At 40.7% G+C, this 23,739-nt stretch carries 23 protein-coding genes; 8 read left to right on the top strand and 15 right to left on the bottom strand.

Going from position 1 to position 23,739, the window contains the following annotated elements; all coding sequences use genetic code 11:
• Positions 1 to 110: 110 nt before the first annotated feature.
• From ACFSBH_RS01245 to ACFSBH_RS01230, 4 genes are all read left to right on the top strand, one after another.
• Positions 111 to 1,043: an ABC transporter ATP-binding protein gene (locus ACFSBH_RS01245; RefSeq protein ID WP_251514176.1), complete on the top strand. Its 933-nt coding sequence runs from the start codon at positions 111 to 113 to the stop codon at positions 1,041 to 1,043.
• A complete protein-coding gene (locus ACFSBH_RS01240; protein ID WP_251514177.1) occupies positions 1,036 to 2,277 on the top strand; it encodes an ABC transporter permease in 1,242 nt (413 codons plus the stop codon). The genes ACFSBH_RS01245 and ACFSBH_RS01240 overlap by 8 nt, the downstream gene beginning before the upstream one ends.
• Positions 2,278 to 2,767: 490 nt before the next feature.
• Complete coding sequence (locus ACFSBH_RS01235) at positions 2,768 to 3,862, top strand: N-acetylmuramoyl-L-alanine amidase (protein ID WP_251514178.1); 1,095 nt, start codon at positions 2,768 to 2,770, stop codon at positions 3,860 to 3,862.
• 157 nt (positions 3,863 to 4,019) lie between these two features.
• The gene (locus tag ACFSBH_RS01230; protein WP_251514179.1) at positions 4,020 to 5,285 is read left to right on the top strand and encodes a hypothetical protein; all 1,266 of its coding nucleotides are present in this window, start codon (positions 4,020 to 4,022) and stop codon (positions 5,283 to 5,285) included.
• A 45-nt stretch (positions 5,286 to 5,330) separates the two neighbouring features.
• On the opposite strand, the gene ACFSBH_RS01225 is transcribed toward ACFSBH_RS01230, so the two are convergent.
• Complete coding sequence (locus ACFSBH_RS01225) at positions 5,331 to 6,236, bottom strand: LysR family transcriptional regulator (protein WP_251514180.1); 906 nt, start codon at positions 6,234 to 6,236, stop codon at positions 5,331 to 5,333.
• 124 nt (positions 6,237 to 6,360) lie between these two features.
• Between ACFSBH_RS01225 and gdhA the strand changes: the two genes are divergently transcribed.
• Positions 6,361 to 7,743: an NADP-specific glutamate dehydrogenase gene (gene gdhA / locus ACFSBH_RS01220; protein ID WP_251514181.1), complete on the top strand. Its 1,383-nt coding sequence runs from the start codon at positions 6,361 to 6,363 to the stop codon at positions 7,741 to 7,743.
• A gap of 96 nt (positions 7,744 to 7,839) precedes the next feature.
• A complete protein-coding gene (locus ACFSBH_RS01215; protein ID WP_285853711.1) occupies positions 7,840 to 8,037 on the top strand; it encodes a DUF6366 family protein in 198 nt (65 codons plus the stop codon).
• Between the two features lie 47 nt (positions 8,038 to 8,084).
• On the opposite strand, the gene ACFSBH_RS01210 is transcribed toward ACFSBH_RS01215, so the two are convergent.
• The 5 genes from ACFSBH_RS01210 to ACFSBH_RS01190 all read right to left on the bottom strand — a co-directional run bounded on the left by ACFSBH_RS01210 (position 8,085) and on the right by ACFSBH_RS01190 (position 12,460).
• Positions 8,085 to 8,879, bottom strand: a complete 795-nt coding sequence (locus ACFSBH_RS01210; RefSeq protein WP_251514183.1) for an ABC transporter ATP-binding protein — start codon at positions 8,877 to 8,879, stop codon at positions 8,085 to 8,087.
• Positions 8,872 to 9,858 (bottom strand): ABC transporter permease, encoded by a 987-nt coding sequence (locus ACFSBH_RS01205; protein WP_251514185.1) that lies wholly within the window; start codon positions 9,856 to 9,858, stop codon positions 8,872 to 8,874. The genes ACFSBH_RS01210 and ACFSBH_RS01205 overlap by 8 nt, the downstream gene beginning before the upstream one ends.
• 127 nt (positions 9,859 to 9,985) lie before the next feature.
• Entirely contained in the window at positions 9,986 to 10,972 is a 987-nt protein-coding gene (locus tag ACFSBH_RS01200; protein ID WP_251514187.1) for an ABC transporter substrate-binding protein, read from the bottom strand.
• Positions 10,973 to 11,160: 188 nt separating this feature from the next.
• Positions 11,161 to 11,943 carry a hypothetical protein gene (locus ACFSBH_RS01195; RefSeq protein ID WP_251514189.1) on the bottom strand — a complete coding sequence of 261 codons (783 nt, stop codon included), beginning with the start codon at positions 11,941 to 11,943 and terminating at the stop codon, positions 11,161 to 11,163.
• Positions 11,936 to 12,460, bottom strand: a complete 525-nt coding sequence (locus ACFSBH_RS01190) for an RNA polymerase sigma factor (RefSeq protein WP_251514192.1) — start codon at positions 12,458 to 12,460, stop codon at positions 11,936 to 11,938. Before ACFSBH_RS01190 ends, ACFSBH_RS01195 begins: the two co-directional genes overlap by 8 nt.
• 214 nt (positions 12,461 to 12,674) lie before the next feature.
• Here ACFSBH_RS01190 and ACFSBH_RS01185 point away from each other — a divergent pair, with 214 nt between their 5' ends.
• Entirely contained in the window at positions 12,675 to 13,955 is a 1,281-nt protein-coding gene (locus tag ACFSBH_RS01185) for a GGDEF domain-containing protein (protein WP_379595643.1), read from the top strand.
• Between the two features lie 25 nt (positions 13,956 to 13,980).
• Here the strand turns inward: ACFSBH_RS01185 and ACFSBH_RS01180 are convergent, their stop codons facing one another.
• Both ACFSBH_RS01180 and rlmN read right to left on the bottom strand, forming a co-directional pair.
• Positions 13,981 to 15,282, bottom strand: a complete 1,302-nt coding sequence (locus ACFSBH_RS01180) for an acetyl-CoA hydrolase/transferase family protein (protein ID WP_251514196.1) — start codon at positions 15,280 to 15,282, stop codon at positions 13,981 to 13,983.
• A 26-nt stretch (positions 15,283 to 15,308) separates the two neighbouring features.
• Complete coding sequence (rlmN, locus tag ACFSBH_RS01175; RefSeq protein ID WP_251514198.1) at positions 15,309 to 16,385, bottom strand: dual-specificity RNA methyltransferase RlmN; 1,077 nt, start codon at positions 16,383 to 16,385, stop codon at positions 15,309 to 15,311.
• Positions 16,386 to 16,534: 149 nt separating this feature from the next.
• Here rlmN and ACFSBH_RS01170 point away from each other — a divergent pair, with 149 nt between their 5' ends.
• Complete coding sequence (locus tag ACFSBH_RS01170) at positions 16,535 to 17,551, top strand: LLM class flavin-dependent oxidoreductase (RefSeq protein WP_251514199.1); 1,017 nt, start codon at positions 16,535 to 16,537, stop codon at positions 17,549 to 17,551.
• Positions 17,552 to 17,914: 363 nt separating this feature from the next.
• Here the strand turns inward: ACFSBH_RS01170 and ACFSBH_RS01165 are convergent, their stop codons facing one another.
• From ACFSBH_RS01165 to ACFSBH_RS01135, 7 genes are read right to left on the bottom strand one after another with little or no spacing between them, the layout of a single operon-like run.
• Complete coding sequence (locus ACFSBH_RS01165) at positions 17,915 to 18,298, bottom strand: Na+/H+ antiporter subunit G (RefSeq protein WP_379595640.1); 384 nt, start codon at positions 18,296 to 18,298, stop codon at positions 17,915 to 17,917.
• The gene (locus tag ACFSBH_RS01160; protein WP_251514201.1) at positions 18,276 to 18,560 is read right to left on the bottom strand and encodes a Na(+)/H(+) antiporter subunit F1; all 285 of its coding nucleotides are present in this window, start codon (positions 18,558 to 18,560) and stop codon (positions 18,276 to 18,278) included. The genes ACFSBH_RS01165 and ACFSBH_RS01160 overlap by 23 nt, the downstream gene beginning before the upstream one ends.
• Positions 18,560 to 19,042 (bottom strand): Na+/H+ antiporter subunit E, encoded by a 483-nt coding sequence (locus ACFSBH_RS01155; RefSeq protein ID WP_251514202.1) that lies wholly within the window; start codon positions 19,040 to 19,042, stop codon positions 18,560 to 18,562. Before ACFSBH_RS01155 ends, ACFSBH_RS01160 begins: the two co-directional genes overlap by 1 nt.
• 40 nt (positions 19,043 to 19,082) lie before the next feature.
• On the bottom strand, positions 19,083 to 20,561 hold the full coding sequence (locus ACFSBH_RS01150; RefSeq protein ID WP_379595638.1) for a Na+/H+ antiporter subunit D: 1,479 nt from the start codon (positions 20,559 to 20,561) through the stop codon (positions 19,083 to 19,085).
• Positions 20,554 to 20,895, bottom strand: coding sequence for a Na(+)/H(+) antiporter subunit C (locus ACFSBH_RS01145; RefSeq protein ID WP_251514204.1), 342 nt, complete (start codon positions 20,893 to 20,895; stop codon positions 20,554 to 20,556). Before ACFSBH_RS01145 ends, ACFSBH_RS01150 begins: the two co-directional genes overlap by 8 nt.
• A 4-nt stretch (positions 20,896 to 20,899) precedes the next feature.
• The gene (locus ACFSBH_RS01140; RefSeq protein ID WP_251514205.1) at positions 20,900 to 21,322 is read right to left on the bottom strand and encodes a Na(+)/H(+) antiporter subunit B; all 423 of its coding nucleotides are present in this window, start codon (positions 21,320 to 21,322) and stop codon (positions 20,900 to 20,902) included.
• A complete protein-coding gene (locus ACFSBH_RS01135) occupies positions 21,309 to 23,723 on the bottom strand; it encodes a Na+/H+ antiporter subunit A (protein ID WP_379595636.1) in 2,415 nt (804 codons plus the stop codon). The genes ACFSBH_RS01140 and ACFSBH_RS01135 overlap by 14 nt, the downstream gene beginning before the upstream one ends.
• Between the last annotated feature and the right edge of the window lie 16 nt (positions 23,724 to 23,739).

The raw sequence follows: 23,739 nt of genomic DNA, 5'->3' as shown, positions 1-23,739 counted from the left end.
AAATAAGAGTAGTAGTTATTTTATAAATATGATAAGTTTTTACTGAAACTTAAATCCTATATAAACGTATAACCTATTACACTTACATATTATTGAAGGGAGTTACTTAGATGCAAACAATGTTAGAGGTAAAAGGATTGAACAAATCCTTTAAAGATAAGCAAGTCCTCAAAAACATCTCCTTTGAAGTGAAAAAAGGAGAAATTATGGCAATCCTCGGTCCAAACGGTGCAGGAAAATCAACGACCATCCGTAATATTATGGGGATTTTGTATCCGGATGAAGGGTCAATCACTTTCCATAATCATAAAGGGAAAGGTATTCCACAAAACAAAATCGGCTACCTTCCTGAAGAACGTGGCTTGTATAAAAATGTAAAGGTGATGGATATTCTACTTTATTTGGCGGACTTGAAGGATTACCCGCTTGATAAGGCAAAGGAGCGTATCCTCGATTATTTGAAAAAGTTTGATTTAGAAGGTAAAGAGAATGTTTCCATCGAAGAATTGTCAAAAGGGATGGGACAAAAAGTGCAATTTATCGGAGCTGTCATCCACGAACCTGAACTGCTGATCCTCGATGAGCCATTTTCCGGACTTGACCCGGTCAGTCAGGATATTTTCAAAGAAGAAATCCGCAGATTACGTGATGCTGGTACATCTATCCTACTATCCTCCCATCAAATGAACTTAGTAGAAGAAATGTGTGACCGTCTATTTATGATTCAACGTGGTGAGAAAGTCATTTACGGAACGCTCGACGAAGTCAAAACAGAATATGCGAACTTCAAATGTACCATCCAAGGACAGAACGATATTCATTTACTGGAAACCATCCCAGAGGTTGAACATATTGAACAAGACGGCGATGTTTCCGTTTTATATTTAACGAAAGATGTTCATCCATCCAGATGGGTGAAACATCTCCCAGAAGATTTGAACATCCAAGAGCTATCTATGAATCGCGTTTCCCTACACGAGATCTTTATTGATATAGCAACGGACAAAAGACTGATGACGAAGGAAGGTGAAGCACATGCGTAATTCAATGAAAGTTGCAAAATGGGAAGTTAAACGAAATATGAAAAATAAATCTTTCATCATCGGACTCTTTCTGACCCCGCTTATCATCATCGGTTTCGGCTTTTTCGGAAGTTGGATTGGCGGTGATTCAGAAGATGAATCTAACGAGATGACTATTTTCATCGACGATCAAATTGGGATTATGGAAGAATTAGAGAGTCTAGTACATAACAGTGAACTAGGTTGGGAATTACACGCCACAGACGTGTCGGAAGAAGATGCCATGACTGAAATCGAGGATACTGAAGCAACCGCATATATCTATTTAAACGATGCTTCACTATTAGAGGGAATTGTCCCAGTCTATACAAGTGAAGATACAGACGCCTTCTTCACTAATCAATTGGCTGTTTTCCAAGGACCTATCCTCGCCTATCAAATGAATCAACTTGGGCTGACTGAGGAGCAATCAGCAGTTATCAGCCGAGGAGTATATTTTGCTGAGATGGGGGCGGAAACCGAAGCGATTGAAGAAGCTGCAGCACCAGAAGAAGCGTCTGAAGATGATTTCCTCGCTAGAATGATTCCAGCTGCCTTTGGGGGCATCATTTTTATATCAATCGTATTTACAGGAATGGCTATTTTCCAAAGTGCCTCACAAGAGAAAAAGGATAAGATCGCAGAAATCATTTTATCTTCTTTAACTCCAGGAGAGTTGATGCAAGGAAAAATTATTGGGTATTTCATACTTGGTTTGATTCAAGCAGCTGTGTTATTGGTATTTTTAATTCCATTTATTATGATTCAAACGGATATACCAATCTTTGAATATCTTTTCGTACCGGAAACACTTCTTTTTGTTTTTATAGCGGTACTCAATTACTTGATGTTTGCAGCGATTTTCGTTGGAATTGGTGCAACGATTGAAGATGTTACTACATCCGGGAACTTCCAAGGGATTGTCATGATGCTGCCATTTTTACCATTTCTCTTCATCGGTCCAGTCATTGGGGATCCATCTGGGCTATGGGCACAAATTGGCACTTATGTTCCATTTACCGCACCTGGCGTGCTCTTACTAAGACTGACCTTACTGGACGTATGGCCATGGATGGAAATCATCCTCTCACTGGCAATCATTATCGTAAGTACACTCTTATTCATTAAGCTTGCTGGAAAGATATTTAAAGTCGGCATACTCATGTACGGTAAAAATGCAACTCCAGGCGAGATTTGGAAATGGTTAAAAGCGTAATACTTAACGAACTAAAATATACACTTCCCATTAATCAGCAAATTCTTTTTCCATTTCAGAAGTTATATACTATAATAGTAGTATAATAGTATTTACTTGGTGGGAGGTCATAAGATGTTAATGTATGTTGTATCCTTAGCAATCGGCGTTAGTGTCAGTCTAATAATTGCGAGTGAAGTTTGGGATTAAGCCCAAAAGTGAAAGCGACCTTACAGTCTAAGAACGCGATTGTCTAAAAGAGGCCTGTATTAGCACGTCCTTTGTATCGTAGGGACATACGGACTAGGACACGGATGGAGTTCGAAGTTACTTTCGAATGAAGTCGTTCTTAATCAAGCTTTTATTACACACAGGAAAAAATATCTAGGCGTATCTGCTTATGCAGATACGCTTTTTTTTATTTTTTCATTAAATGAGGCTTGTTTACTATCATCTTTCATATTATGATGAAACTACTAATCTAATTTTTTCCAAGTATAAGGAGGCATCTATGAGAAACTTTGGAATCGGCATTATCTTAATATTACTTTTGACCTTGTTCGTCCATGTTGAAACAACAACTGCCGCTAGTGGTCAAACCTATGAAGTTGGAGTAAATATTCTACATGTTCGTGAGGCCGCAGATGGGGACGCCGATATCATCGGCCTGCTGCAACAAGGCGACAAACTGACAGCCTTCCAGGAAAAGTATGGGTGGGTACAAACGTACTATGCTGGGGAGCCGGCGTGGGTTGCCAAACATTACTTAATTCCTACCGGTTCAACAACAACTTCCAGTCAAAAATCGATGAGTTCAGCGACTGCCAGCATTACCGTCACTGAATCAAGTGTAAATATCCGTTCTGGCCCAGGTCTGGATTATCGAGTCGTTGCAGGGACATCCCAAGGAGAAACGTTTAATGCAATCGATCATTCTGGGGAATGGATCCAAATATCCTTATCGAACGGACAAACTGGTTGGATTGCTTCCTGGCTTACAGATTCAATTCAGTCTCCAAAAGAACAAAAAAACCGCACAAACACAGCAGCTCAAAGCTCTTCCATTGGTTCACTTTCAGGATATACCATTGTACTCGATGCTGGCCACGGAGGAAGAGATCCAGGTGCTATCGGGCTCCGTGGATTATATGAAAAAGACTTAGTGTATGATACGACGAGCACCATCGCCCAAACACTCCGTAATTATGGAGCCACAGTTATCGAAACTCGTACCGGAGATTATTATTTATCTTTGGATGAGCGTGCTTCGATAAGCAACACGCATTATACAGATGCATTTATCAGTGTCCACTATAACTCTTTCCCTGTTGTTTCTGTACAAGGGATCAATACGTTTTATTCAAGTGACGCGGGATATGCTTTAGCAAAAGATATACACTCCAGCCTGACTTCTACCGTGCCATTGAATAATCGGGGAATGGGCAAAGAAAATTATAAAGTACTTCGCAACACCATTGCACCGGCAATTTTACTTGAGCTCGGATTTATTACAAACGCTTATGATCTATCCATCATTCAAACCGCCGATTATCAAAATCAAGTTGCTGATGCAATAGCAAAAGGACTTATTCAATACTTTCGTTAAGATTGCAACGGAATAAACTGATGTTTCCTTATCATTATTTTTAGCTCAATCATTCAATAAACACATTTCCCTCTCTTTTAGTTGGAGAGGGTTATTTTCTTGCACATTTAAGGAATGCTATAGTATTAAGAGAGTAATTTGATACGGAGGGAAATATATGCATGAGAAATTACAAGAATTAGTCGACTTCACAAAGAGAAAGTTTAGCTTGGATGAATTCCAATTAAAGCGATATCAACTATTCAAAGAAAAAGATCACAATAATGAACTGTCCTATATTTTCAATATGGAATGGTTTCCAACCAGATCAACAGATGAAACCGATGAATTCAATCCTCCCGGCACCGTCAGTATCGATGTTGATTTCCATACGAAACGGGTGAAGAGCCTAATATTTGTTGATGGTATAAATGATTTGGAGGCTGAACTTCCAACTAGTGATGCACCTGAAATGGCAATTGAGTGGGTAGAGAATGAAACGGGCCTTGAATTCGGCCGGCAATTCAAACTGGAAAATACAGAAGGTCCCGATCTGATTTTTCTAGCGGCGGTGGATAATATCCCAGTTTACCCGTCCGGTTATATTGAGCTCGAATTCAATGATGAAGGGAAATTAAGTCTCTTCACCATGCATGGGAATTTTCCTGATGCAGAAAAAGTCAGTTGGGAACCGTTTGCCCTAACAGAAACAGAGACAAAAGAATTAGTGAAAAATCAATTGACACTATTGGAAATTCCAATCGTTGATGAAGAGAAATGGCAGAAAGTCTATACGATATCAAGCAGTTTTATTACAAATACAACGAAGGAAGTCCTCTCGTACGAAGAAGTGGAAACAGACCCTGCCCATGTCTTATTGAATCAGGCCTTAGAGTGGGAAAATGCGGAACCGAGCGAATTTCCTAAGAAAGAAATCGACCAAAGCACGGATGCATCCGTGGAGGAAGCTTTGAATAATAAAGTTCAAGGGCCAGAGCCTCTAACCGACCAAGAACAGAATCAAGTCATTCGACAGGTGGAAGCATACCTCCAACATATCAAACCTGAGGAGTCAGGAAAATGGATGCTAACTTCAATCCAGCGGGAGGATAAATATATTTATGCAGTTCTGCGTTTGAATAAACCAGAGTTACGAGTGATTACCCGTAAATTAACAGTTGTACTTGAAACAGATACACTTCAACCAATTAACCATATTGATAATCAAGCCCTGCTTGATACTTTTCAAGAATTGTCTAGTGCACCAGAAGCAACTATAACGAAAGATGAAGCTTTTGACAGACTTTACAAGCATATCGAAATTAGCCCGATTTACGTCTATGATAAAATAAACGAAGAATATATCCTTTGCGGTAAAATAGATTCCGCACTAGCAATTGATGCAGTGACCGGTGATCTGGTCGAGATGGAAGCTTTAAATTAAATATCCTGTTCGGCGACTTTTTATGATGAGAAAAGTTGCCGAACCTTACTTCTGAAATTGCTCTAAACGACTAAAGAAATCAACGACAAACTCATAAAATAGCTTTTCCGTTGGCAGCAGCTCCCGATCATCTGGTATCACAATTCCAACTGTACGAGTGACGGCTGGTTCAATCAGTGGAATGCGCACTGCTCTTCTTGGGATATTTTCCACTAACGTACTTTCTGGGACAAGCGAGATTCCAAGTCCTGCTGAAACCAGTCCTTTGATGGCATCAATGTCATCCCCTTCAAATGCAACATTTGGCGTAAAACCTATTTGTTCGCAAGCATCTACAAGGATTTTCCGTAATAAATATGTCTCCGGAAACATAATAAACAATTCATCCCGTAATTCGGAAAGTCGAAGTGTCCTTTGATTTGCTTTTGGATGATTGCTGGGCAGTAATGCAACTATCTTTTCTGTAGAAAGAATCTTTCCCCTCAACCGCCGATCATCGACTGGTACCGGAGCTAGTAACGCCATATTCGTCCTCCCTTTGATCACGGACTCTTTCAGTTCATAATAGTTCCCCTGCACTAATTTAAATTTTACTCGAGGGTATTCCCTTCTGAACGCGGATATCAATGTTGGCAAGATATATAGAGCCAGCGTACTGACAAAACCGATATGAATCGTCCCTGTCTCGGGATCCGTATATTCTTTAATGACCTGCTCCGCATCCTGAATGACATGCATCGCTTGTTCCATATGCTTCAGAAAAACTTCTCCAATCGGAGTCAGCCGTACATTTCTTCCATCCCGAATAAATAAGTCGACTCCAAGTTCTTCCTCCAACTTGGAGATTTGCCGACTAACTGCGGATTGTGCGACATGTAAATGATTGGCCGCATCTGTAACATGCTCCCTCTTTGCCACTTCAATGAAATATGCAATCTGTCTCAACTCCATTTTATCGCCTCCTCCCCTATTATCTCATATTGGCATTAATTTCATCTATATTTTATATTGTTTAGATAAATAATAAAAGTTAAAATAGGATAAGACTATTTCGACTATAAGGAGGGCAAGCAAGATGACAATCATAAGTGAAAATGTAAAGAAACCAAGTCAATATGTAGCGGACTATCTAGACGAAATCTATCACTCTGTTGTCAAACAAGATCCGAATGAACCAGAGTTTCATCAAGCCGTTGCTGTATTCCTCCAATCGATTTACCCCCTGCTAGAGAAAGAACCTCAATATATCGAAAAAGGGATCCTCAAGCAAATCGTTGAACCAGAACGTGTGATAACTTTTCGTGTAACGTGGGTGGATGACAATGGAAAAACTCAAGTCAACCGTGGTTACCGAGTACAATTCAATAGCGCTATCGGGCCATTTAAAGGTGGTCTTCGTTTTCACCCTAGCGTGAACACAAGTATTGTTAAATTTCTAGGGTTTGAACAAACCTTTAAAAACTCATTGACTGGACAGCCAATCGGCGGTGGTAAAGGTGGTTCGAACTTTGATCCTAAAGGAAAATCCGACAATGAAATTATGCGCTTCTGTCAAAGCTTTATGACGGAACTCGCTAGATATATCGGACCAGACATCGATGTTCCTGCAGGAGACCTCGGAGTCGGCGCAAGAGAAATTGGCTACATGTTTGGCCAATATAAACGTTTGCGTGGTGCTTATGAAGCTGGTGTCATCACTGGAAAAGCGCCAGATTTTGGTGGAAGCCTCGGCAGAACGGAAGCTACAGGATATGGTACGATCTACTTTGTTCAAGAAATGTTGAAAGATAACCGAATGAGATTGGAAGGCAGTACAATTGCCGTCTCCGGTTCCGGAAATGTATCCATCTATGCCATGGAAAAAGCGTCCCAGCTAGGTGCAAGAGTTGTTGCCTGCAGTGATACGACGGGATATATTTACAATGAAAAAGGCATTGACGTAGATACAGTGAAAGAGATTAAGCTAAAGCGCAAAGGTAGAATAAAAGAATACCTTGATTTCCATCCAGATACAACATATTCCGAAGATTGTGCTGGAATCTGGAGTGTACCTTGTGGAATTGCACTGCCATGTGCAACCCAAAATGAATTGGATGAAGAACATGCAATCACGCTCGTTAAAAATGGTGTAAAGGTTGTTGCTGAAGGAGCCAATATGCCTTGTACACCAAAAGCGACTGAAGTCTTCTTAAATAACGGCGTCCTATTCGGACCTGCTAAAGCAGCAAATGCTGGTGGAGTTGCTGTATCCCAGTTAGAAATGGCGCAGAACAGCATGCGGTTGAAATGGACCTTTGAAGAAGTGGACGAACGACTGCAAGATATTATGAAAAGCATTTACAGAAACTGCGTGGATGCTACAAAAGAATTCGATAATGCAACGAATCTGATCCAAGGCGCCAATATCGCCGGCTTTAAGAAAGTTGCCGACGCTATGATTGCCCAAGGTGTCATTTAATCATTCATAACCTGTCACTGAAATTGACAGGTTATTTTTTGTGTTAATTTATCAGAAAATATTTTATAATTTTATGATACAATTTAAATAGAGGTGATGGACATAAACAATGAAAAGAAATCCCCAGAGAACATGCGGGAAGAATTAAGACAAAAGGAAGTGAAGCATCCAGCAAGCAGTATGAAAGGCAATAACCTAGCTGATTTGGTCGGTGGAGCAAACTGGAAAATTAGCGGTATAATTATTCTATTATTAATCGGCATCCTGGGATTAGTTTGGTTATTTACAAAATAAAAAGAAATGCCATCTAAAAGTGATAGCATTTCTTTTTTTAGTCAGATTTAACCTAAAACTACCCGATCATCCTCAAACTGCTCTCCACGTATCCGTTGGAATTCCCGGAGAAGATCCTCTACCCTCAGCCTATCCTTCTCTTTTCCGCTTGCTTCAAAGATGATCTGTCCTTTATCCATCATAATCAACCGGTTTCCGAGGTCAAGGGCCTGCTGCATGTTATGGGTTACCATTAATGTTGTAAGTCCAGATTTCGCCACAACCTCTTTCGTAAGGTGGGTAATCAATTCTGCTCGTGATGGGTCAAGAGCAGCAGTATGTTCATCCAACAGAAGAATATCCGGATCCGTAAAGGTTGTCATAAGCAGAGATAACGCCTGCCTTTCCCCTCCGGATAAGAGCCCTACTTTCGCTGTCAAACGGTCTTCGAGGCCAAGATTCAATGTCTCTAAATACTCTTTAAACATTTGGCGACGACTCTTATTGACTCCAAAACTAAGACGCCGCTTTTTATTTCTTGAATAAGCCATCGCCAAGTTTTCTTCAATCGTCATCGATGGTGCAGTTCCAGCCATTGGATCTTGGAAAACACGTCCTACAAAGCGTGAGCGTTTGTATTCAGGCAAGTGGACAACTTGCTTTTTGTTTATTAATACATCCCCCACATCCGGAAATAAATTACCGGCAATCACGTTCATCAACGTTGATTTACCTGCTCCATTACTACCGATTACAGTTACGAAATCTCCTTTTCTCATACTCAGGTTGATATCGTTCAGAGCTTTCTTCTCGTCAACTGTTCCTTCATTGAACACGATGGATATATTTTTTAAATCAAGCATTGATAGAACCTCCTCCGCTTTTTAATGACCGGCGCTTTTCCAAACGACGCTTTTTCTCACGTTGTGCTTGGAGGATCTTCGGTGATATAAGCGCGATAATAACAATCACAGCTGTAATCAATTTCATATCACCTGTTTCAAGCCAGTCTACACGTAGAGCAAGAGTTACAATCATCCGATAAATGATCGCCCCTAAAATGACAGCTAGTGTGGCCCTGGCGATCGTTCTTGTTCCGAATAATGCCTCACCTATAATAACCGAGGCGAGACCGATAACAATCATTCCGATTCCCATTCCAACATCCGCAAATCCGCCCAGCTGTGCAATCAAACCACCAGATAAAGCGACTAGACCATTCGATAAAGCTACACCTAAAATGGTTAAGTTATCCGTATTGGCAGATAAGCTGCGGATCATCCGTTTATTATCTCCGATTGCTCGAATCGCAAGCCCAATTTCTGTCTTCAGGAAATAGTCGGTTACTAACTTGATGACTAATGTCACGATAAACATGACGATTAAAATTCCCCATGTGCTTGGCAAGCGTTCTAATCCAAAGATACCTAATATACCATTAAAAAAGTCATCAATTGGTCCTGCCCACACATTTCCTAATTGATCGAAGATGGTACTTTCCGTATGAAGTGATAAAGTCGGCTGTCCAAGAATTCTCAGATTAATAGAATATAAGGCTGTCATCATGAGAATACCAGCCAGTAGGGCATTTACTTTTCCTTTCGTATGGATTAAACCAGTCAGTGTTCCTGCGAGGAAGCCTGCAATACCAGCAAGAACCGTGGCTAATATTGGGGGAACTCCATTTATGATGGATAACGCAGCAACAGCAGCACCGGTTACAAAACTTCCGTCGACAGTCAGATCAGGGAAATCCAACACACGGAAAGTTAGGTATACACCTAATGCCATAATGGCATATATGACCCCTGACTCCACTGCACCGAACATTGATATGAACATATTTGTACTCCTCCTGCTGTTTTCAAACTAAATGATGATATGGCAAGTCGCTAATTCTAGCAACTTACCATATATAACAGGCTTTTACCCCACATAAGGAGGCAGCCTTTAAAAATTCTTTTTATTGTTATTCGACAAACTCCGCATCTTCATCCCAGTCGGAATGCCATTCTACATTTTGTTCTTCTGCGGCTGTTTTATTGATATAAAGTTGAAGTTGTGGAGGATATTCCACCGGAATGTCATTCGGTGATGTTCCTTCTGTTAAAATTTCAACAGCCATCTCACCTGTGCGGTATCCAATTGTATGATAATCAATACCAAATGTTGCAAATCCACCTTTTGCCAAGGAATCCGGCTCTCCAACAACTAATGGAATATCATGATCGTTTGCAACACCTACAACACTATCCAGTGCAGATACAACCGTGTTATCCGTAATAATATACAATACATCGACATCTTCAACTAAGGAGACAGTTGCTTGTTGTACTTCTGATGTATTGGCTACTGTACGTTCTTCAATTTCAAGACCTGTAGCTTCCGCTGCCTCTTTTACCGTATTCACTTGTGTTACAGAGTTTTGCTCCCCTGCATTATACACCATACCTACTGATGCATCTGGGAAATAATCCGCGATAAACTGTACCGTTGACTGGATCGCTTCCGGATGCAGGTCAACTACCCCAGTCACGTTTCCACCTGGTTCTTCCAGTGAATCAACCAATTTAGCATCGACAGGATCGGTTACGGATGTGAACACAATTGGGATTTCACTTGTTGCTTGTAAAGCCCCAAGTGCACTCGGTGTGGAGTTGGCAAAAATCAGATCCACTCCATCAGCAACAAAACCATCTGAAATTGGTTTCACGTTATTTTGATCATTTTGCGCACTTTGGAAATCATATTCCACATTTAGACCTGCATCTTCTAAAGCTTGTTTAAACCCTTCATATGCAGCATCTAGTGATGGATGTTCAACGATTTGTGTAGCCCCAATTTTATAAACTTCACCATCTCCACTATCATTATTTCCTGATTCTGTATCACTGGATCCACAAGCTGCAAGGAATACTAGCCCGATCGTCAGTAATGTAACGATTATCTTTCTCATTGCACTTCCCCCTCTATTATTCTTTATCACGTTAAAGCGTTTATGTATTGATGTATATCAGTGATTCTATCACATTTTCTTCATTTAGGATAGTTCTTTTTAAAAATTATTTGAAAATGGGCTATCAAACTGGCAAATTTCCAAAAAAGAAGAGTCAAGCAAGGACTTCCCTGCTTGACTCTTGTACCTTACTCTTCCTCTAGTAATTCAAAGCTTTCCAACATGTGATGGAACCTTGCCCCATGCCCTTCCGCTGCCTCCAGAAAATAAACTTGCTTGATGACATACACTTGTTCATTTTGTGCATCTGTTACATAATACCGGTGAATTGGCGTAGTACTTTCCCAACCAAAACTATCTGGATCACCGGAACCATCCAATCCCATCCCTTGAATCATCTCTGCTTCGATAGGTTCACTGACCCGCTCCTCACTGCGGATACCCATTGTTTCACTAGTCTCTATTCCTTCTTTGATTGCTTGGACAACAGCTTCTGTTGTAGTGTTCTCCACTTTACGGATCTCCATATATACTTCAGGGAAGTCCCCACCAACAGGTTCCTTCATTTCAATTCGGTCGTACGCTTCCCCTTTCACCATTTTATAACGCGATTCATCGATATAAATGCTATAGTTCAACTCCTGATTAGGTTCGTAATGGACATCAATCTCTTCTTCTTGACCTTCAATCTCTATGATTTCTTTTTTATCCTCCACAAAAATTTTCCTTACACTTTGCACCATAGCATTCTCTGGAGAGTTGCTTGCTGAAAAAATAATAAAACCAATGAATAAAACTGCAGCTACAGATAAACCGATGGATATTTTTTTCATAACCCTTCCTCTTTTCTTCCGGGGTAACTGATCGTCGAGTGACTTCCATATGTCATCTTCCATTTTAGCTATGTCACGTTCATTTGGTTGTTTTGATAGAATCTCTTTTATTTTGTTATCCAGCTCTTTATTATTCATTTGCCATCCCTCCCAGATATGCCCTAAGCTCATTTCTCGCTTGATATAGCCTTGATTTCACTGTTGACTTTGGTACATCCAACAGCGTCGCGATTTCTTGTTCCGTATAAGAATTCACATACTTTAACACGAGTAACGTGCGCATTTCTGGTTGTAATCGTTCCATTGCAATTTCTAGATCTTCGTACGTACTGGACGAATGCTGCTGCCCTAAATAATCTAACGTATCCTCCGTTAAACCAGTGACAAGCTTTGCTTCCTTCTTCATATATCGCATACTTTCATTAACTAATATTCGATAAAACCATGGCTTAAATGGTTTACTCACATCAAAACGATCAATATGGCGAAACACTTTAATAAACGTCTCTTGGACAATATCAAAGGTATGGTTGTTATTTCGTGTAATTGCATAGACGGTCCGTATCGCGTCACCCGCATACCTGTCATAAAGTATCCGAAATGCCTGCTGGTTGCCTTTTTTGATTTTCTTAAGCAGTTTTCTTTCCAACTCCATCCCCGACCAGCTCCCCCTTTATTCATCTTTCAATTATAATACCTCGCGATGCGCTCAAAAGTTTGTAGAAATTTATTTTTTTTAATCAATAGTTCTGAAATTTTGTCCTTTCATCTACTGTCCGAATATTGAACTTTATGATATGATGAGGAAGAACTAGGGATTTATCCCCACAGGGGCAGCATATTGATACGGGGAATTGGGGGTCTCTTTCATGAAAAGACGTTTGAACGCTTATATTCTATTTATTTTCTTCATGGCGCTTGGGGTGGCATTGCTCTCCGGCCCAATTGAAATCGATATCACACTCTACGCACAACTGCTTATCATTTACTTGCTATTTACCACGTTATATTCACATTTACAAACCATAGTCAAAACAGGAAGGGTCAATATAGACTACAGTATTTCTTACGGCTTGTCATTCGGCCTTGTTGCTGGTCCTTTCGGGCTCTTTCTCTTTGAATTGATCAACCGTTTTTATGTGTTTCTGTATCGGGAAAAAACAGATACAGCAGATAAAGATGAATTTTTGCATACCTTTTATAACGTGGGGGCACCTACGCTTCTTCATTCACTTGGTTTTTATCTCTACTATTGGTTGCTTCCATATTTCGAAGCTATTCCCTTGTTCGGATTTTGGATTCTGATCATTCTGATTGTATTTCTGATCGATACGCTTTCATCTATACTTCTTCTCGGTGTCTTTCATATCGTCGGCGATATAAAAACGTGGCAGGATCGGATAAATTTCATCCAAGCTAGAAGCAAGTCGGAATCGCTGCAAAAGGCAATTTCAAACGGACTATTATTCATTTTTATTATGGAAGGCCGTTGGGGACTGATGTTTGCACTATTTGTTTTAAATTATATTTTCAGCCGTTCAGCTGTATTAAAATCACAAAGTATTCAACACAAAATTGAACGTGACCGTTTTGAACAAATGGCTTATACCGATTTTCTGACCAAAGTCCATAATCGGACATATATGAACAAGGTAATGAGGGAGCTTAATCAATCCGGTGAGCAACTAGGAATTGTTGTGTGTGATATCGATGATTTTAAAAGGATTAACGATACATATAATCATACCGTGGGAGACCATGTCATCCATCACTTTGCTACACGGTTAAAGAGTTTTTTAAGCAAAGAGGACTATCTGTTTCGAAGTGGTGGAGAAGAATTTACGATAATATTAAGGAAGCGAAACTATAATGCCTGTAAAGCTTTAGTAGATAACATTCAGGAGGAAATCCAAAAACTGAAGGTGAAATCGGAGTACCGTTCCAAGGAAATCTCGGTGAGCTGTACCGCTTCTTTTGGAATGTATTACTTTATTGCAGAGGGAGATACAGATATAAAGCAAGGTTATATCCACGCCGACGACTTGTTGAATAAAGCAAAGTCCTTTGGAAAAAACCAGGTAATTTCAAAAAACGGCATGTTCAACAAACCACTTTCAGTAAAATTTGCGAATAAGGAATCATACAACTAAAAAACAGCTAGTGATCAGCTGTTTTTTAGTTGAGTATGTTTCTTTTCTTCGCTTCGAAGGTCAGTTCTTCACGGAACTTAGGATGTGCAATATTAATTAAAGCTTCTGTTCGTTCCCTCACGGTTTTACCCCTTAAATTTGCGATACCGTACTCGGTGACAATATAATTGACATCATTTTTACTCGTCGTCACAATTGCTCCCGGAGAAAGAATCGATTTGATTCTGCTTACCGTTCCGCCCTTTGCGGTAGACGGGAAGGCAAGAAAACTCTTTCCACCAGGAGAAAGTACGGCCCCCCGCACAAAGTCCACTTGACCTCCTGTTCCGGAGAAGTGCATCGCACCGAGAGATTCCGCGCAAACTTGTCCAAAAAAGTCCACTTCCACAGCAGAGTTGATCGACATGAAATTCGGCAGTTGCCTAATGATGCTTGGATCATTTACCTGATCAATCGGTAACATCTTTACAGATTCATTCTCGTGAATATAGTCATAAACCCGTTTCGACCCAAAAGCAAATGAGGCAACTGTTTTGCCTTGGTGTAAAGGTTTCATTGCATTTGTAACCGCACCGGCTTCAATCAGATCTATCATGCTTTCCGTAAACATTTCTGTATGGATCCCTATGTTCCGCTTTTCCTGCAATGCTGCACCTACTGCATCAGGAATGGCACCGATACCAAATTGAATGGTGGATTCATCCGGTATTTCCTCCGCTATATAGGCTGCGATTTTTTTACTGATATCCTCCAACTCAGGTCGTGGATAGTCAGGTAGTTCCACATGATTTTCACATAATGCATCCACTTGTGAAATATGGACGACAGGTCCAGTTACAGACCGCGGCATATTTTTATTCACTTCCAAATAAATTCGTTTTGCCTTTTTAATGAGTGCCTCACTTAAGGAAGCAGAAACCCCCGTACTGAAATTCCCATTCTCATCCATTGGAGACACGCAAAGGAAGATAGCATCCAACCGGTCATACGATCCAATCAACGATGGCATATCCCTGAAATATGCCGGCATCACCTCGGCAGCTCCTCTATTTACAGCTTCCCGTGCAAATCCACCGGAAAACCAGGAAACACCTGTAATTTCAGGATATTCTTCATTATATGCCCCAATTGGCATCCATTCTAATAATGTATGATATTTAATATCTGTCAGCTTTTTTTCCTTTACATGCTTATCAAATGCAGTGATAATTGCTGGAGGGAGCGAAAGTCCAATATCAGAACCACATATCCAACCTGACTCGACATGTTGTACGATATTCTCAGGTGTAGTTCTTCTGGCTTCATACTGTGTCAGGTATTTACTCATCTGCAAAATCCTTTCTTATAAGGACCTCAAACCGCCCGTGTTCTTTTCTTCTTTGCAATTTGTTTACTTCTTAACTGTCCGCATGCAGCATCGATATCTGCGCCATTTTCCCAACGGACACCACTATTAATTCCGCCCGCCTTTAAAGTTTGATGGAATTCATGAATCGTATCTACTTCACTTCGTTCATACTGAATATGCTCATCCACCTTGTTATAAGGGATTAAATTCACATAAGCCAAATGACGGTGATTATAAAGTAATTTTACAAGTTCTTTCGCTTCCTTCTTATGGTCGTTTACACCTTGCAGCATGATATACTCATAAGTGATGCGACGGTTCGTTTTCTCTAAATAGTAGTCGACAGCCTTCATCAGCTTTTCAATTGGGAACGCTTTATTGATCTTCATAATCTGTGTACGCAGTTCGTTGTTAGGCGCATGCAGGGAAATTGCCAAGTTCACTTGAATCCCAGTATCTGCAAATTCATAAATTTTATGAGCGAGGCCACTCGTTGATACCGTAATATGACGTGCACCAATATTCAAGCCTTTCTCATCATTGACGATATATAAGAAATCCATCAGGTTGTTAAAATTATCAAATGGTTCACCAATACCCATCACGACAATATGACTAACCCGTTCATTTTTCCCTTTACTGTCCAAGTTCTTTTGGACTTGCATAATTTGTTCCACAATTTCTGCGCTTGAAAGATCTCTGTTTTTTGACAGAAGGCCGCTTGCACAGAAAGAACAGCCGATGTTACAGCCGACCTGGGTCGTCACACAGACAGAAAGTCCATAATCAAAACGCATCAATACGGTTTCAATGACGTTTCCATCTGCAAGTTTGAATAAATATTTAACTGTCCCATCCTTCGATTCCTGTTTGATTTCCTCTTCCAGGGTGTGGATGACAAAATTTTCTTCGAGCAATTGAATGGTTGACTGATTAACATTCGACATCTCCGTAAAATGCTGAATCCGCTTTTTATAAACCCAATCCCAAACTTGATTGGCACGAAAGCGTTTTTCACCATTATCTATAAGCCATTCTTCCAATTCTTTAAACGTTAATCCATAAATGGATGTTTTAGACATATTAGTTCCCCATTTCTTATAACTTTCCTTCTTTATCTTACTTGAATCTCTGCTCTGTAGCAAATCGCCTTTGTAAGTTCGAATAGTGGACGAAAATAGAGACAAACCTTTATCCTGTATAGTAAAGAAATAAAGAAGGAGTGAGTTGTTTGCTACATGAACGTGCAAATAATTTTAATGGAATTCCCTTATCCGTATTAGATCTCGCGCCAATCCGGGAAGGTTCCAATGCCGAAGAGGCTTTCAAGGAAAGTGTGTCCCTTGCCCAGCATGTGGAAAAATTGGGCTTTAATCGTTATTGGCTTGCAGAGCATCATAATATGCCAGGTATCGGAAGCTCGGCAACATCGGTACTGATTGCACATATCGCGGGTAACACCAATTATATGCGAGTTGGTTCAGGAGGAATTATGCTGCCTAACCACGCTACGATCGTGATCGCTGAACAATTCGGAACGTTGGAATCACTTTTCCCTGGACGCATCGACCTCGGATTAGGCCGAGCACCTGGGACAGACCAAGCGACAGCCTATGCCCTTAGAAGGACTTTAAATTCCGGACCGGAAGAGTTTCCAATGCAAGTGAATGAATTACAAGATTATTTTTCTGATAAGCCCATTTCCCGAGTCCAGGCTGTGCCAGGCAGAGGGCTTGATATTCCAATCTGGCTGCTTGGGTCCAGTGACTTCAGCGCAAGACTTGCTGCCGAAAAAGGTTTGTATTTCTCCTTTGCAAGTCACTTTGCACCTCGTTATACCGTTCCAGCGTTGAAATTGTATCGAGATAACTTCAAGCCTTCTGATACACTAGCCAAACCGTATGCGATGGTGGGTGTAAATGTGATCGCAGCAGATACTGCGGAAGAAGCAGAACGGCTTGCGAGTTCCCAATATATGCAGTTCCTTGATTTGCGACGTGGTGAAGCAAGGAAGCTCCAAGCACCGATTGATAATATGGAAGAAGTATGGACACCAATGGAAAAAGCGGCAGTACTGCAATCCTTAGATCCACGAACAACCATCGTTGGAGATAAAGATACAGTCAGAAAACGACTCCGCGCCTTCCAAGAAGAAACAAATGCAGATGAAATCATCATCGGCTCACAAATCTATGACCTCAACGACCGCTTACGTTCGTATGAGATTGTAGCAGAGTTGTTTGATTAATAGCTTGAATGAAGGAGAAGGTGGGACATAATAATACTTTTAACGGATAAATCCGAACAGCCACTTTACTAGCTCCGGAAATATACGTAGACTCCTGCGGGATGAAAGGCATCGGTGAGACCCCGCAAGACGCTTGCGTCTGAGGCAGACTAAGTGCGCCACGTCCTGTGGCAACGTCTGCATTAGCACGTCCTATGCGTTGAGGCTCACCAGCCGCCCGCGCGGAATGCGCAGTATATTTCCGGAGCTTGTCAGAGGCACTACCATTAAGCTGTTCGTGTTTTAGCTATAACTAAAAGGTTATGTCCTTTTTCCTTTCCAACTATAAAACCAAAAAAATCAAGCAACCTCACAGCTACTTGATTAATTCGTATTATCCTCTTTCAATTCTTCCTTCTTCCCGTGGATAACATCCTCCAAAGCATCCTCAATCGTAATATCCGCCAACTTCACTTTAGCCCGATAAGCAGCCCTTGTTACCAGATGCCCAGAAACTGGTGCAGTCAAGAAAACAAAGATAATACCCAACACCAGACGGACACTAAAATACCCTTGGCTTACTACGATATAAATCAATGCTCCAGTCAACGTCATAAGCACGCCTAGCGTAGAGCTTTTCGTTGCGGCATGAGAACGGGTGTATACATCTGGGAAACGGATAAGTCCAACGGCGCTAACGAGCGCAAACAACGAACCAATAAAAATCAAAAACACGCCAATGTACTCAATTATCACGCTTACGTTCAATAATAACACCCCTCTCTATATACTTCGTGAAGGAAATGGTGCTAATAAACGCAAGGATTGCCAGCACGAGAATAACCTCAAGAAAAGCTTTGGTCTTAAGTAATATGGATATGATCGCTAATGCCGAAACAATCTGTACCCCTATCATATCCAGGGAGAGGACGCGATCAGGTAGACTTGGCCCGATAATAACTCGTATTAAAGTAATAGCAATAGCTATCCCGAATAAAATCAACGATGTAATGAGCAAAGTTTGGATCATCAGCGCGTCACCTCCATAATAGCTTTTTCAAAAGTGTGCAGAGACTTGATCAGCATTTCTTTTGATTCTTCCAGGTCCATACCGTGGATATATAAATAATCCTCTTCTGGTGTAACTTCCATTACAACAGATCCTGGAGTCAACGTCAGGAGTAAAGATATTGCTGTAATTTCCCATTCTCCACGCATTTGTGTCTCATATTTAAAGATTCCCGGTTTATAGTTTACCTTTGGACTTAAAATATGTTTCAACACCCATATACTGGACGAAAAAGTCTCCCGCAGAAAGATAAGGATTAACTTAAACAGGGCCCAAGGCCGGGCGAGATAGAATTTTTCTCCAAATAAACGGTGCATCAAAAACACAATTCCGATCCCGACAATATAGCCGGCAACGAATGTGGTAAATTGCAGCTCATTTTCATCACTAATCAGCGTCCAGAGTATAGCAATAAATACATTAAGAAAAAATTGTGCTGGCATTGTTGTCAGCTCCTCTTTTAGCTACTAATAGCTCATTCTTCTAATCATTCAGTACAGCATCAATATAAACCTGGGGATTCATTAAGGTATTTGCTGCGTCCGCCACATATGGCGCAAAATATTCCGCCCCAAGCCCAAGAACAAACATCAATATGGTGAGTAGGCCAAATGATACCATCCAACCTTTTCGCAATGGAATTTCATCTTCAAAACTAATGATTGTTTCTCCCCAAAAGCTATTCAAGAAGATACGCAGGAGAGAATATAATACAAAAATACTAGAAATAAAAGCTAGGGCCAATAAAATAAAGGAACCCGCTTCAATTGCTCCTTGACCAACAAGGACTTTTCCAATAAATCCACTAAGCGGCGGAACTCCTGCAAGTGACAGCATAACGATAAAGAACATCCAACCGAACGCAGGGTAATTTCGGATCAGTCCACTCATATTATCGAACCGTTTCTCACCGGTAACAGTTATCATCGTACCCGCCAGTAAAAAGAGCAGTGATTTTGCAATCATATCATGCATGAGATAGTAAATGGAGCCTTCAAAAGCTTCCTGTGTCATGACTGCCAGTCCGACTAGGATAAACCCAACGGCGATAATGACATTGTAAGCGACAATTTGGCGAATATCCTTATAAGCAACCGCACCAATACTCCCTGCAATTAACGTTGCACCTGCGAGAATTCCAATTGCCAAGTGGGTAATCTGAGTTTCATGATAAAAAATCAGAGTGAATACACGAATCATCGAGTAAATACCGACCTTTGTCAACAATCCTCCAAACAATGCCGCAACCGCTGTTGGTGGTGCACTATATGATCCAGGAAGCCAAAAGTATAGAAGCAAACCGGATTTAAGGGCAAATACAACGAGGAATACCAAACTCGTAATCGTAAGTAATGGTGTTTGGCCTGATTCACTAATTAACTGAGAAATATGCGCCATGTTCAACGTTCCGAGCTGGGCATATAAATAGGCGATCCCAACAAGGAAGAACCAAGAGGAAATGATATTGATGACGACATATTTGATCGATTCGCGCAGCTGCATCTTCTTACCGCCAAGGACAATCAATACATAGGATGCAAGCAACATAATTTCAAAATTGACATAAAGGTTAAAAATGTCACCTGTTAAAAAGGAACCGTTAACTCCTGCAAGAAGGAAATTAACAAAGGAGTAGAAATACATATTCTCCATTTCCCTGCCAATAGAGGAAAACGCGTAGATTGTACAAATGAGTGTAACAATAGTAGCAACAAGCACGAGTATCGCAGAAAAGGAATCAGCTACAAACAGAATTCCAAATGGCGGTTGCCAACCACCAAAGTCAAGACGCATGATCCCATCCGTATATACGGATTGCAATATATACCCAGAGATTCCTATTGTCGTCAGTAAACCGATAACCGTGATGGCTCGCTGTGTTTTTATATAGGGTCTTAAGAAAATCAAAATAATACCAATAATAATTGGAAGCGCCATTGGCAGTACAATCAAATTAGTCATATTTACTACCTCGCAATTCTTCCAAGTTATCCGTACCGAGTGTCTGGTATGCACGGTATGAAATCGTGAGTATCACTGCAGTAACCGCGAAGCTGATAACAATCGACGTTAAGATCAAAGCCTGTGGCAGCGGATCTACAAATGCACTGACATCCTCATCCCCCAGTATCGGAACGTTCCCTGTTTTCAACCCACCCATGGTAATGATCAATAAATGTGCCGCATGGGAGAAAATAGCCGTCCCTAAGACTACACGGAGTATACTTTTTGATAATAATAAATATGTTCCAACAGTGACTAATACACCGGATAGGATGGTTATTAACGTTTCCATTGACTTACACATCCTCACTAATACTTAAGATAATCGTAACAACTACACCGACCACCGCGAGCGTGACTCCCGCTTCAAAAATTGTCACAGTCGTCAGTTCAATCTCTCCAAAAAAAGGCACTTGGAAATAATCAAATGCTTGAGTAAGGAAAGGTACATCAAACAAGAACGCACCAAACCCTGTCCCTACAGCTAAAAAGGCACCCAGTGCAGCTATTTTTTTAAAATCAAGTGGTATCGCGTTTTTAATCGTCTCCATATCATACACAATGAACAGAAGTACAAATGCAGATGCGAGGACAAGACCAGCGATAAACCCTCCACCCGGACTGTTGTGTCCAGCAAAGAACAGATATACAGCGAGGGTAAGGATAATAAAAACCACTAATTTTGTAACCGTTCGTAATATAACATTATTGATTTTCAATCTTTTTCCCCCGCTTTCCAGCCTTCAGTTTGATGATGGAATAAACTCCAAGCCCAGCAATCAGCAATACGACAACTTCAAGCATCGTATCAAAACCACGGAAGTCACTTAGGATGGTATTAACGATATTTCTTCCACCCGCTAATTCATAAGAATCTTCGAAGTATGTCGAAATCCGTTCAAACAAACGATTATTTTGAGCAGCCAAAGCCACGACAGTAAAGGTTGCCCCTACAGCTATTGAAACGACGAGTTTCGTCAAATTCGCTTTCCTCGTCCCCTGTTCCTTTTGCCACTCCGGTAAGAAGTAATAAGCGACTAGGAAAAGAACCGTTGTTACCGTCTCAACAACCGTTTGTGTGAGAGCAAGATCAGGCGCGCGGAAAATAACAAATAAAAGCGCAACCCCGTAACCGAGCACACTATTCAACAGGATGGCAGTCAGACGTGATTTTGCGAATAATATCGATATTGCGGCAATCATTAATGACATTACAATGATCCATTCAAAAGTAGAAATCATTGCGTTATCAGAAATCGTAAAGTTATATGAACCTGTCAAAACGAATGCCCCTGCAATCAGAAGAATAAAAAATGAAAAGATATACATCAGATAGTTCCGCAAATCGCCTGTCATATAACTATTCGTGAATCGCCTTGACGACTTTTCACCTTGTTCAATAGCAAAATTATACAAGGAATTGAAGGACCACTCGCCTGGAAATAACACATAAATCCAGCGCCATATTTTGGGGAACTTATAAAGAATAATACCAATCAGAACGACTCCGATTGTCATCCATAATGCTAAACTGTTAAACCCATGCCAGCGTAGAATCTCAACACCTAAATCAACTTGGGTTGCAAGACTTGGAAAGACACTCGCCATTGCCGGACGAATGATGTAGTTACCAAGTACGTTTGGAAAGAAGAAAATAATCAAAACGAGTCCCGCTAAAATCAAGGGTGATATCAGCATACCAATGGGACTTTCATTTGCCGAACGTTCCAATCTTTCTTCTTTATATGGTCCAAGAAAGGTTTGAAATACAATAATCATGCTGTATACGAATGTAAATATACTTGCTATCCATGCAACGATTGGTATCAAGTTACCTAATGTATCCACATGAAAGACGCCAAGCGTTGTAATATCAATAGCAGCTTGGAAAAACATTTCCTTACTTAAAAAACCATTGAATGGCGGTAATCCGGCCATCGAGAAACTCCCAATCAGAGAAATCGTAAATGTGATTGGCATAAACGTCGCCAAACCACCGAGCCTTCTTATATCACGTGTACCGACCTCGTGGTCAACAATACCTACCGCCATGAAAAGTGCACCTTTAAAGGTCGAATGGTTAATGAGATGGAATAAAGCTGCAAACGTTGCTTGCGTGTAAAAGACCGATTCCGTTGAGTATCCGAAATTCAGAGCAACTGAACCCATTCCGAACATACTCATAATCATTCCAAGTTGACTTACAGTCGAGTAAGCAAGCAATGCCTTCAGATCAGTTTGTCGAACCGCTTGGAACGAACCCCAGAATAGTGTAAAAATACCTACCCCCGTAACAATCCAGAACCAAACTCCTTCTCCACCAAATACCGGTGTAAAACGGGCAACCAAATAGATTCCCGCCTTAACCATCGTCGCCGAATGCAAATAAGCACTGACTGGTGTCGGAGCTTCCATTGCATCAGGTAACCAGATATGGAATGGGAATTGAGCTGATTTTGTGAATGCTCCAAATAAAAGAAGCAACATCGCAGGTACAAATAACACATGCCCTGTAAGGTCTGGTATAATTTCAATTATTTCACGGACATTCATCGTTCCGGTGATCGCATACAACATAAGGAACCCAACGAGCATACCAAAGCCGCCGCTCATCGTAATAAGCATGGACTTTTGTGCACCTTCCCTTGAACGTTTCCGCTGATACCAGAAAGCGATCAACAGGAAGGAAGAAATACTAGTCAGTTCCCAAAACACATAAAGAACCATCAGATTGTCAGACAGAACAACCCCTAGCATTGCCCCCATAAACATCATCAAATACGTATAAAAATGACCTAATTGTTCATTTTCAGACAAATAATAAATGGAATAAAGTATGACAAGCGTTCCGATACCTGTAATCAGTAATGCAAATATTAGACTAAGTCCGTCTAAATAGGTGGTAAAATTTATTCCATAGGAAGGGATCCAGGATATGGTATGGAGAAAGGTCTTACCGTTTGCGATATCAGGTATATATGTCAGCAGATAGATAAATAATGATACGGCAACGAGTATTGGCAATAAACCGATATGCAGCCGTGAACCTTTTTTATAAAATAGCGGAATGAGCAATGCGGTTAAAAAAGGTATGAGTACAATAAAATTCAATGTTCCCAAAATCAGACCTCCAATT

Origin of the sequence: Oceanobacillus luteolus (assembly GCF_042678205.1) — a bacterium.
Classification (GTDB): Bacteria; Bacillota; Bacilli; order Bacillales; family Amphibacillaceae; genus Oceanobacillus; species Oceanobacillus luteolus.
The sequence above is the reverse complement of the archived record's forward strand: the minus strand, read 5'-3'. Positions and strand labels throughout refer to the sequence as shown.

Coding starts and splice junctions, on each gene's coding strand:
- ACFSBH_RS01195 (WP_251514189.1), bottom strand. CDS start 11,943: ATGAATAATAAAGAGCTGGATAACAAAATAAAAGAGATTCTATCAAAA.
- ACFSBH_RS01190 (WP_251514192.1), bottom strand. CDS start 12,460: ATGGAGTTGGAAAGAAAACTGCTTAAGAAAATCAAAAAAGGCAACCAG.
- ACFSBH_RS01160 (WP_251514201.1), bottom strand. CDS start 18,560: ATGATCCAAACTTTGCTCATTACATCGTTGATTTTATTCGGGATAGCT.
- ACFSBH_RS01225 (WP_251514180.1), bottom strand. CDS start 6,236: ATGGAGTTGAGACAGATTGCATATTTCATTGAAGTGGCAAAGAGGGAG.
- ACFSBH_RS01180 (WP_251514196.1), bottom strand. CDS start 15,282: ATGAGTAAATACCTGACACAGTATGAAGCCAGAAGAACTACACCTGAG.
- ACFSBH_RS01235 (WP_251514178.1), top strand. CDS start 2,768: ATGAGAAACTTTGGAATCGGCATTATCTTAATATTACTTTTGACCTTG.
- ACFSBH_RS01245 (WP_251514176.1), top strand. CDS start 111: ATGCAAACAATGTTAGAGGTAAAAGGATTGAACAAATCCTTTAAAGAT.
- ACFSBH_RS01200 (WP_251514187.1), bottom strand. CDS start 10,972: ATGAGAAAGATAATCGTTACATTACTGACGATCGGGCTAGTATTCCTT.
- gdhA (WP_251514181.1), top strand. CDS start 6,361: ATGACAATCATAAGTGAAAATGTAAAGAAACCAAGTCAATATGTAGCG.
- rlmN (WP_251514198.1), bottom strand. CDS start 16,385: ATGTCTAAAACATCCATTTATGGATTAACGTTTAAAGAATTGGAAGAA.
- ACFSBH_RS01240 (WP_251514177.1), top strand. CDS start 1,036: ATGCGTAATTCAATGAAAGTTGCAAAATGGGAAGTTAAACGAAATATG.
- ACFSBH_RS01230 (WP_251514179.1), top strand. CDS start 4,020: ATGCATGAGAAATTACAAGAATTAGTCGACTTCACAAAGAGAAAGTTT.
- ACFSBH_RS01185 (WP_379595643.1), top strand. CDS start 12,675: ATGAAAAGACGTTTGAACGCTTATATTCTATTTATTTTCTTCATGGCG.
- ACFSBH_RS01215 (WP_285853711.1), top strand. CDS start 7,840: ATGGACATAAACAATGAAAAGAAATCCCCAGAGAACATGCGGGAAGAA.
- ACFSBH_RS01210 (WP_251514183.1), bottom strand. CDS start 8,879: ATGCTTGATTTAAAAAATATATCCATCGTGTTCAATGAAGGAACAGTT.
- ACFSBH_RS01155 (WP_251514202.1), bottom strand. CDS start 19,042: ATGCCAGCACAATTTTTTCTTAATGTATTTATTGCTATACTCTGGACG.
- ACFSBH_RS01205 (WP_251514185.1), bottom strand. CDS start 9,858: ATGTTCATATCAATGTTCGGTGCAGTGGAGTCAGGGGTCATATATGCC.
- ACFSBH_RS01150 (WP_379595638.1), bottom strand. CDS start 20,561: ATGACTAATTTGATTGTACTGCCAATGGCGCTTCCAATTATTATTGGT.
- ACFSBH_RS01145 (WP_251514204.1), bottom strand. CDS start 20,895: ATGGAAACGTTAATAACCATCCTATCCGGTGTATTAGTCACTGTTGGA.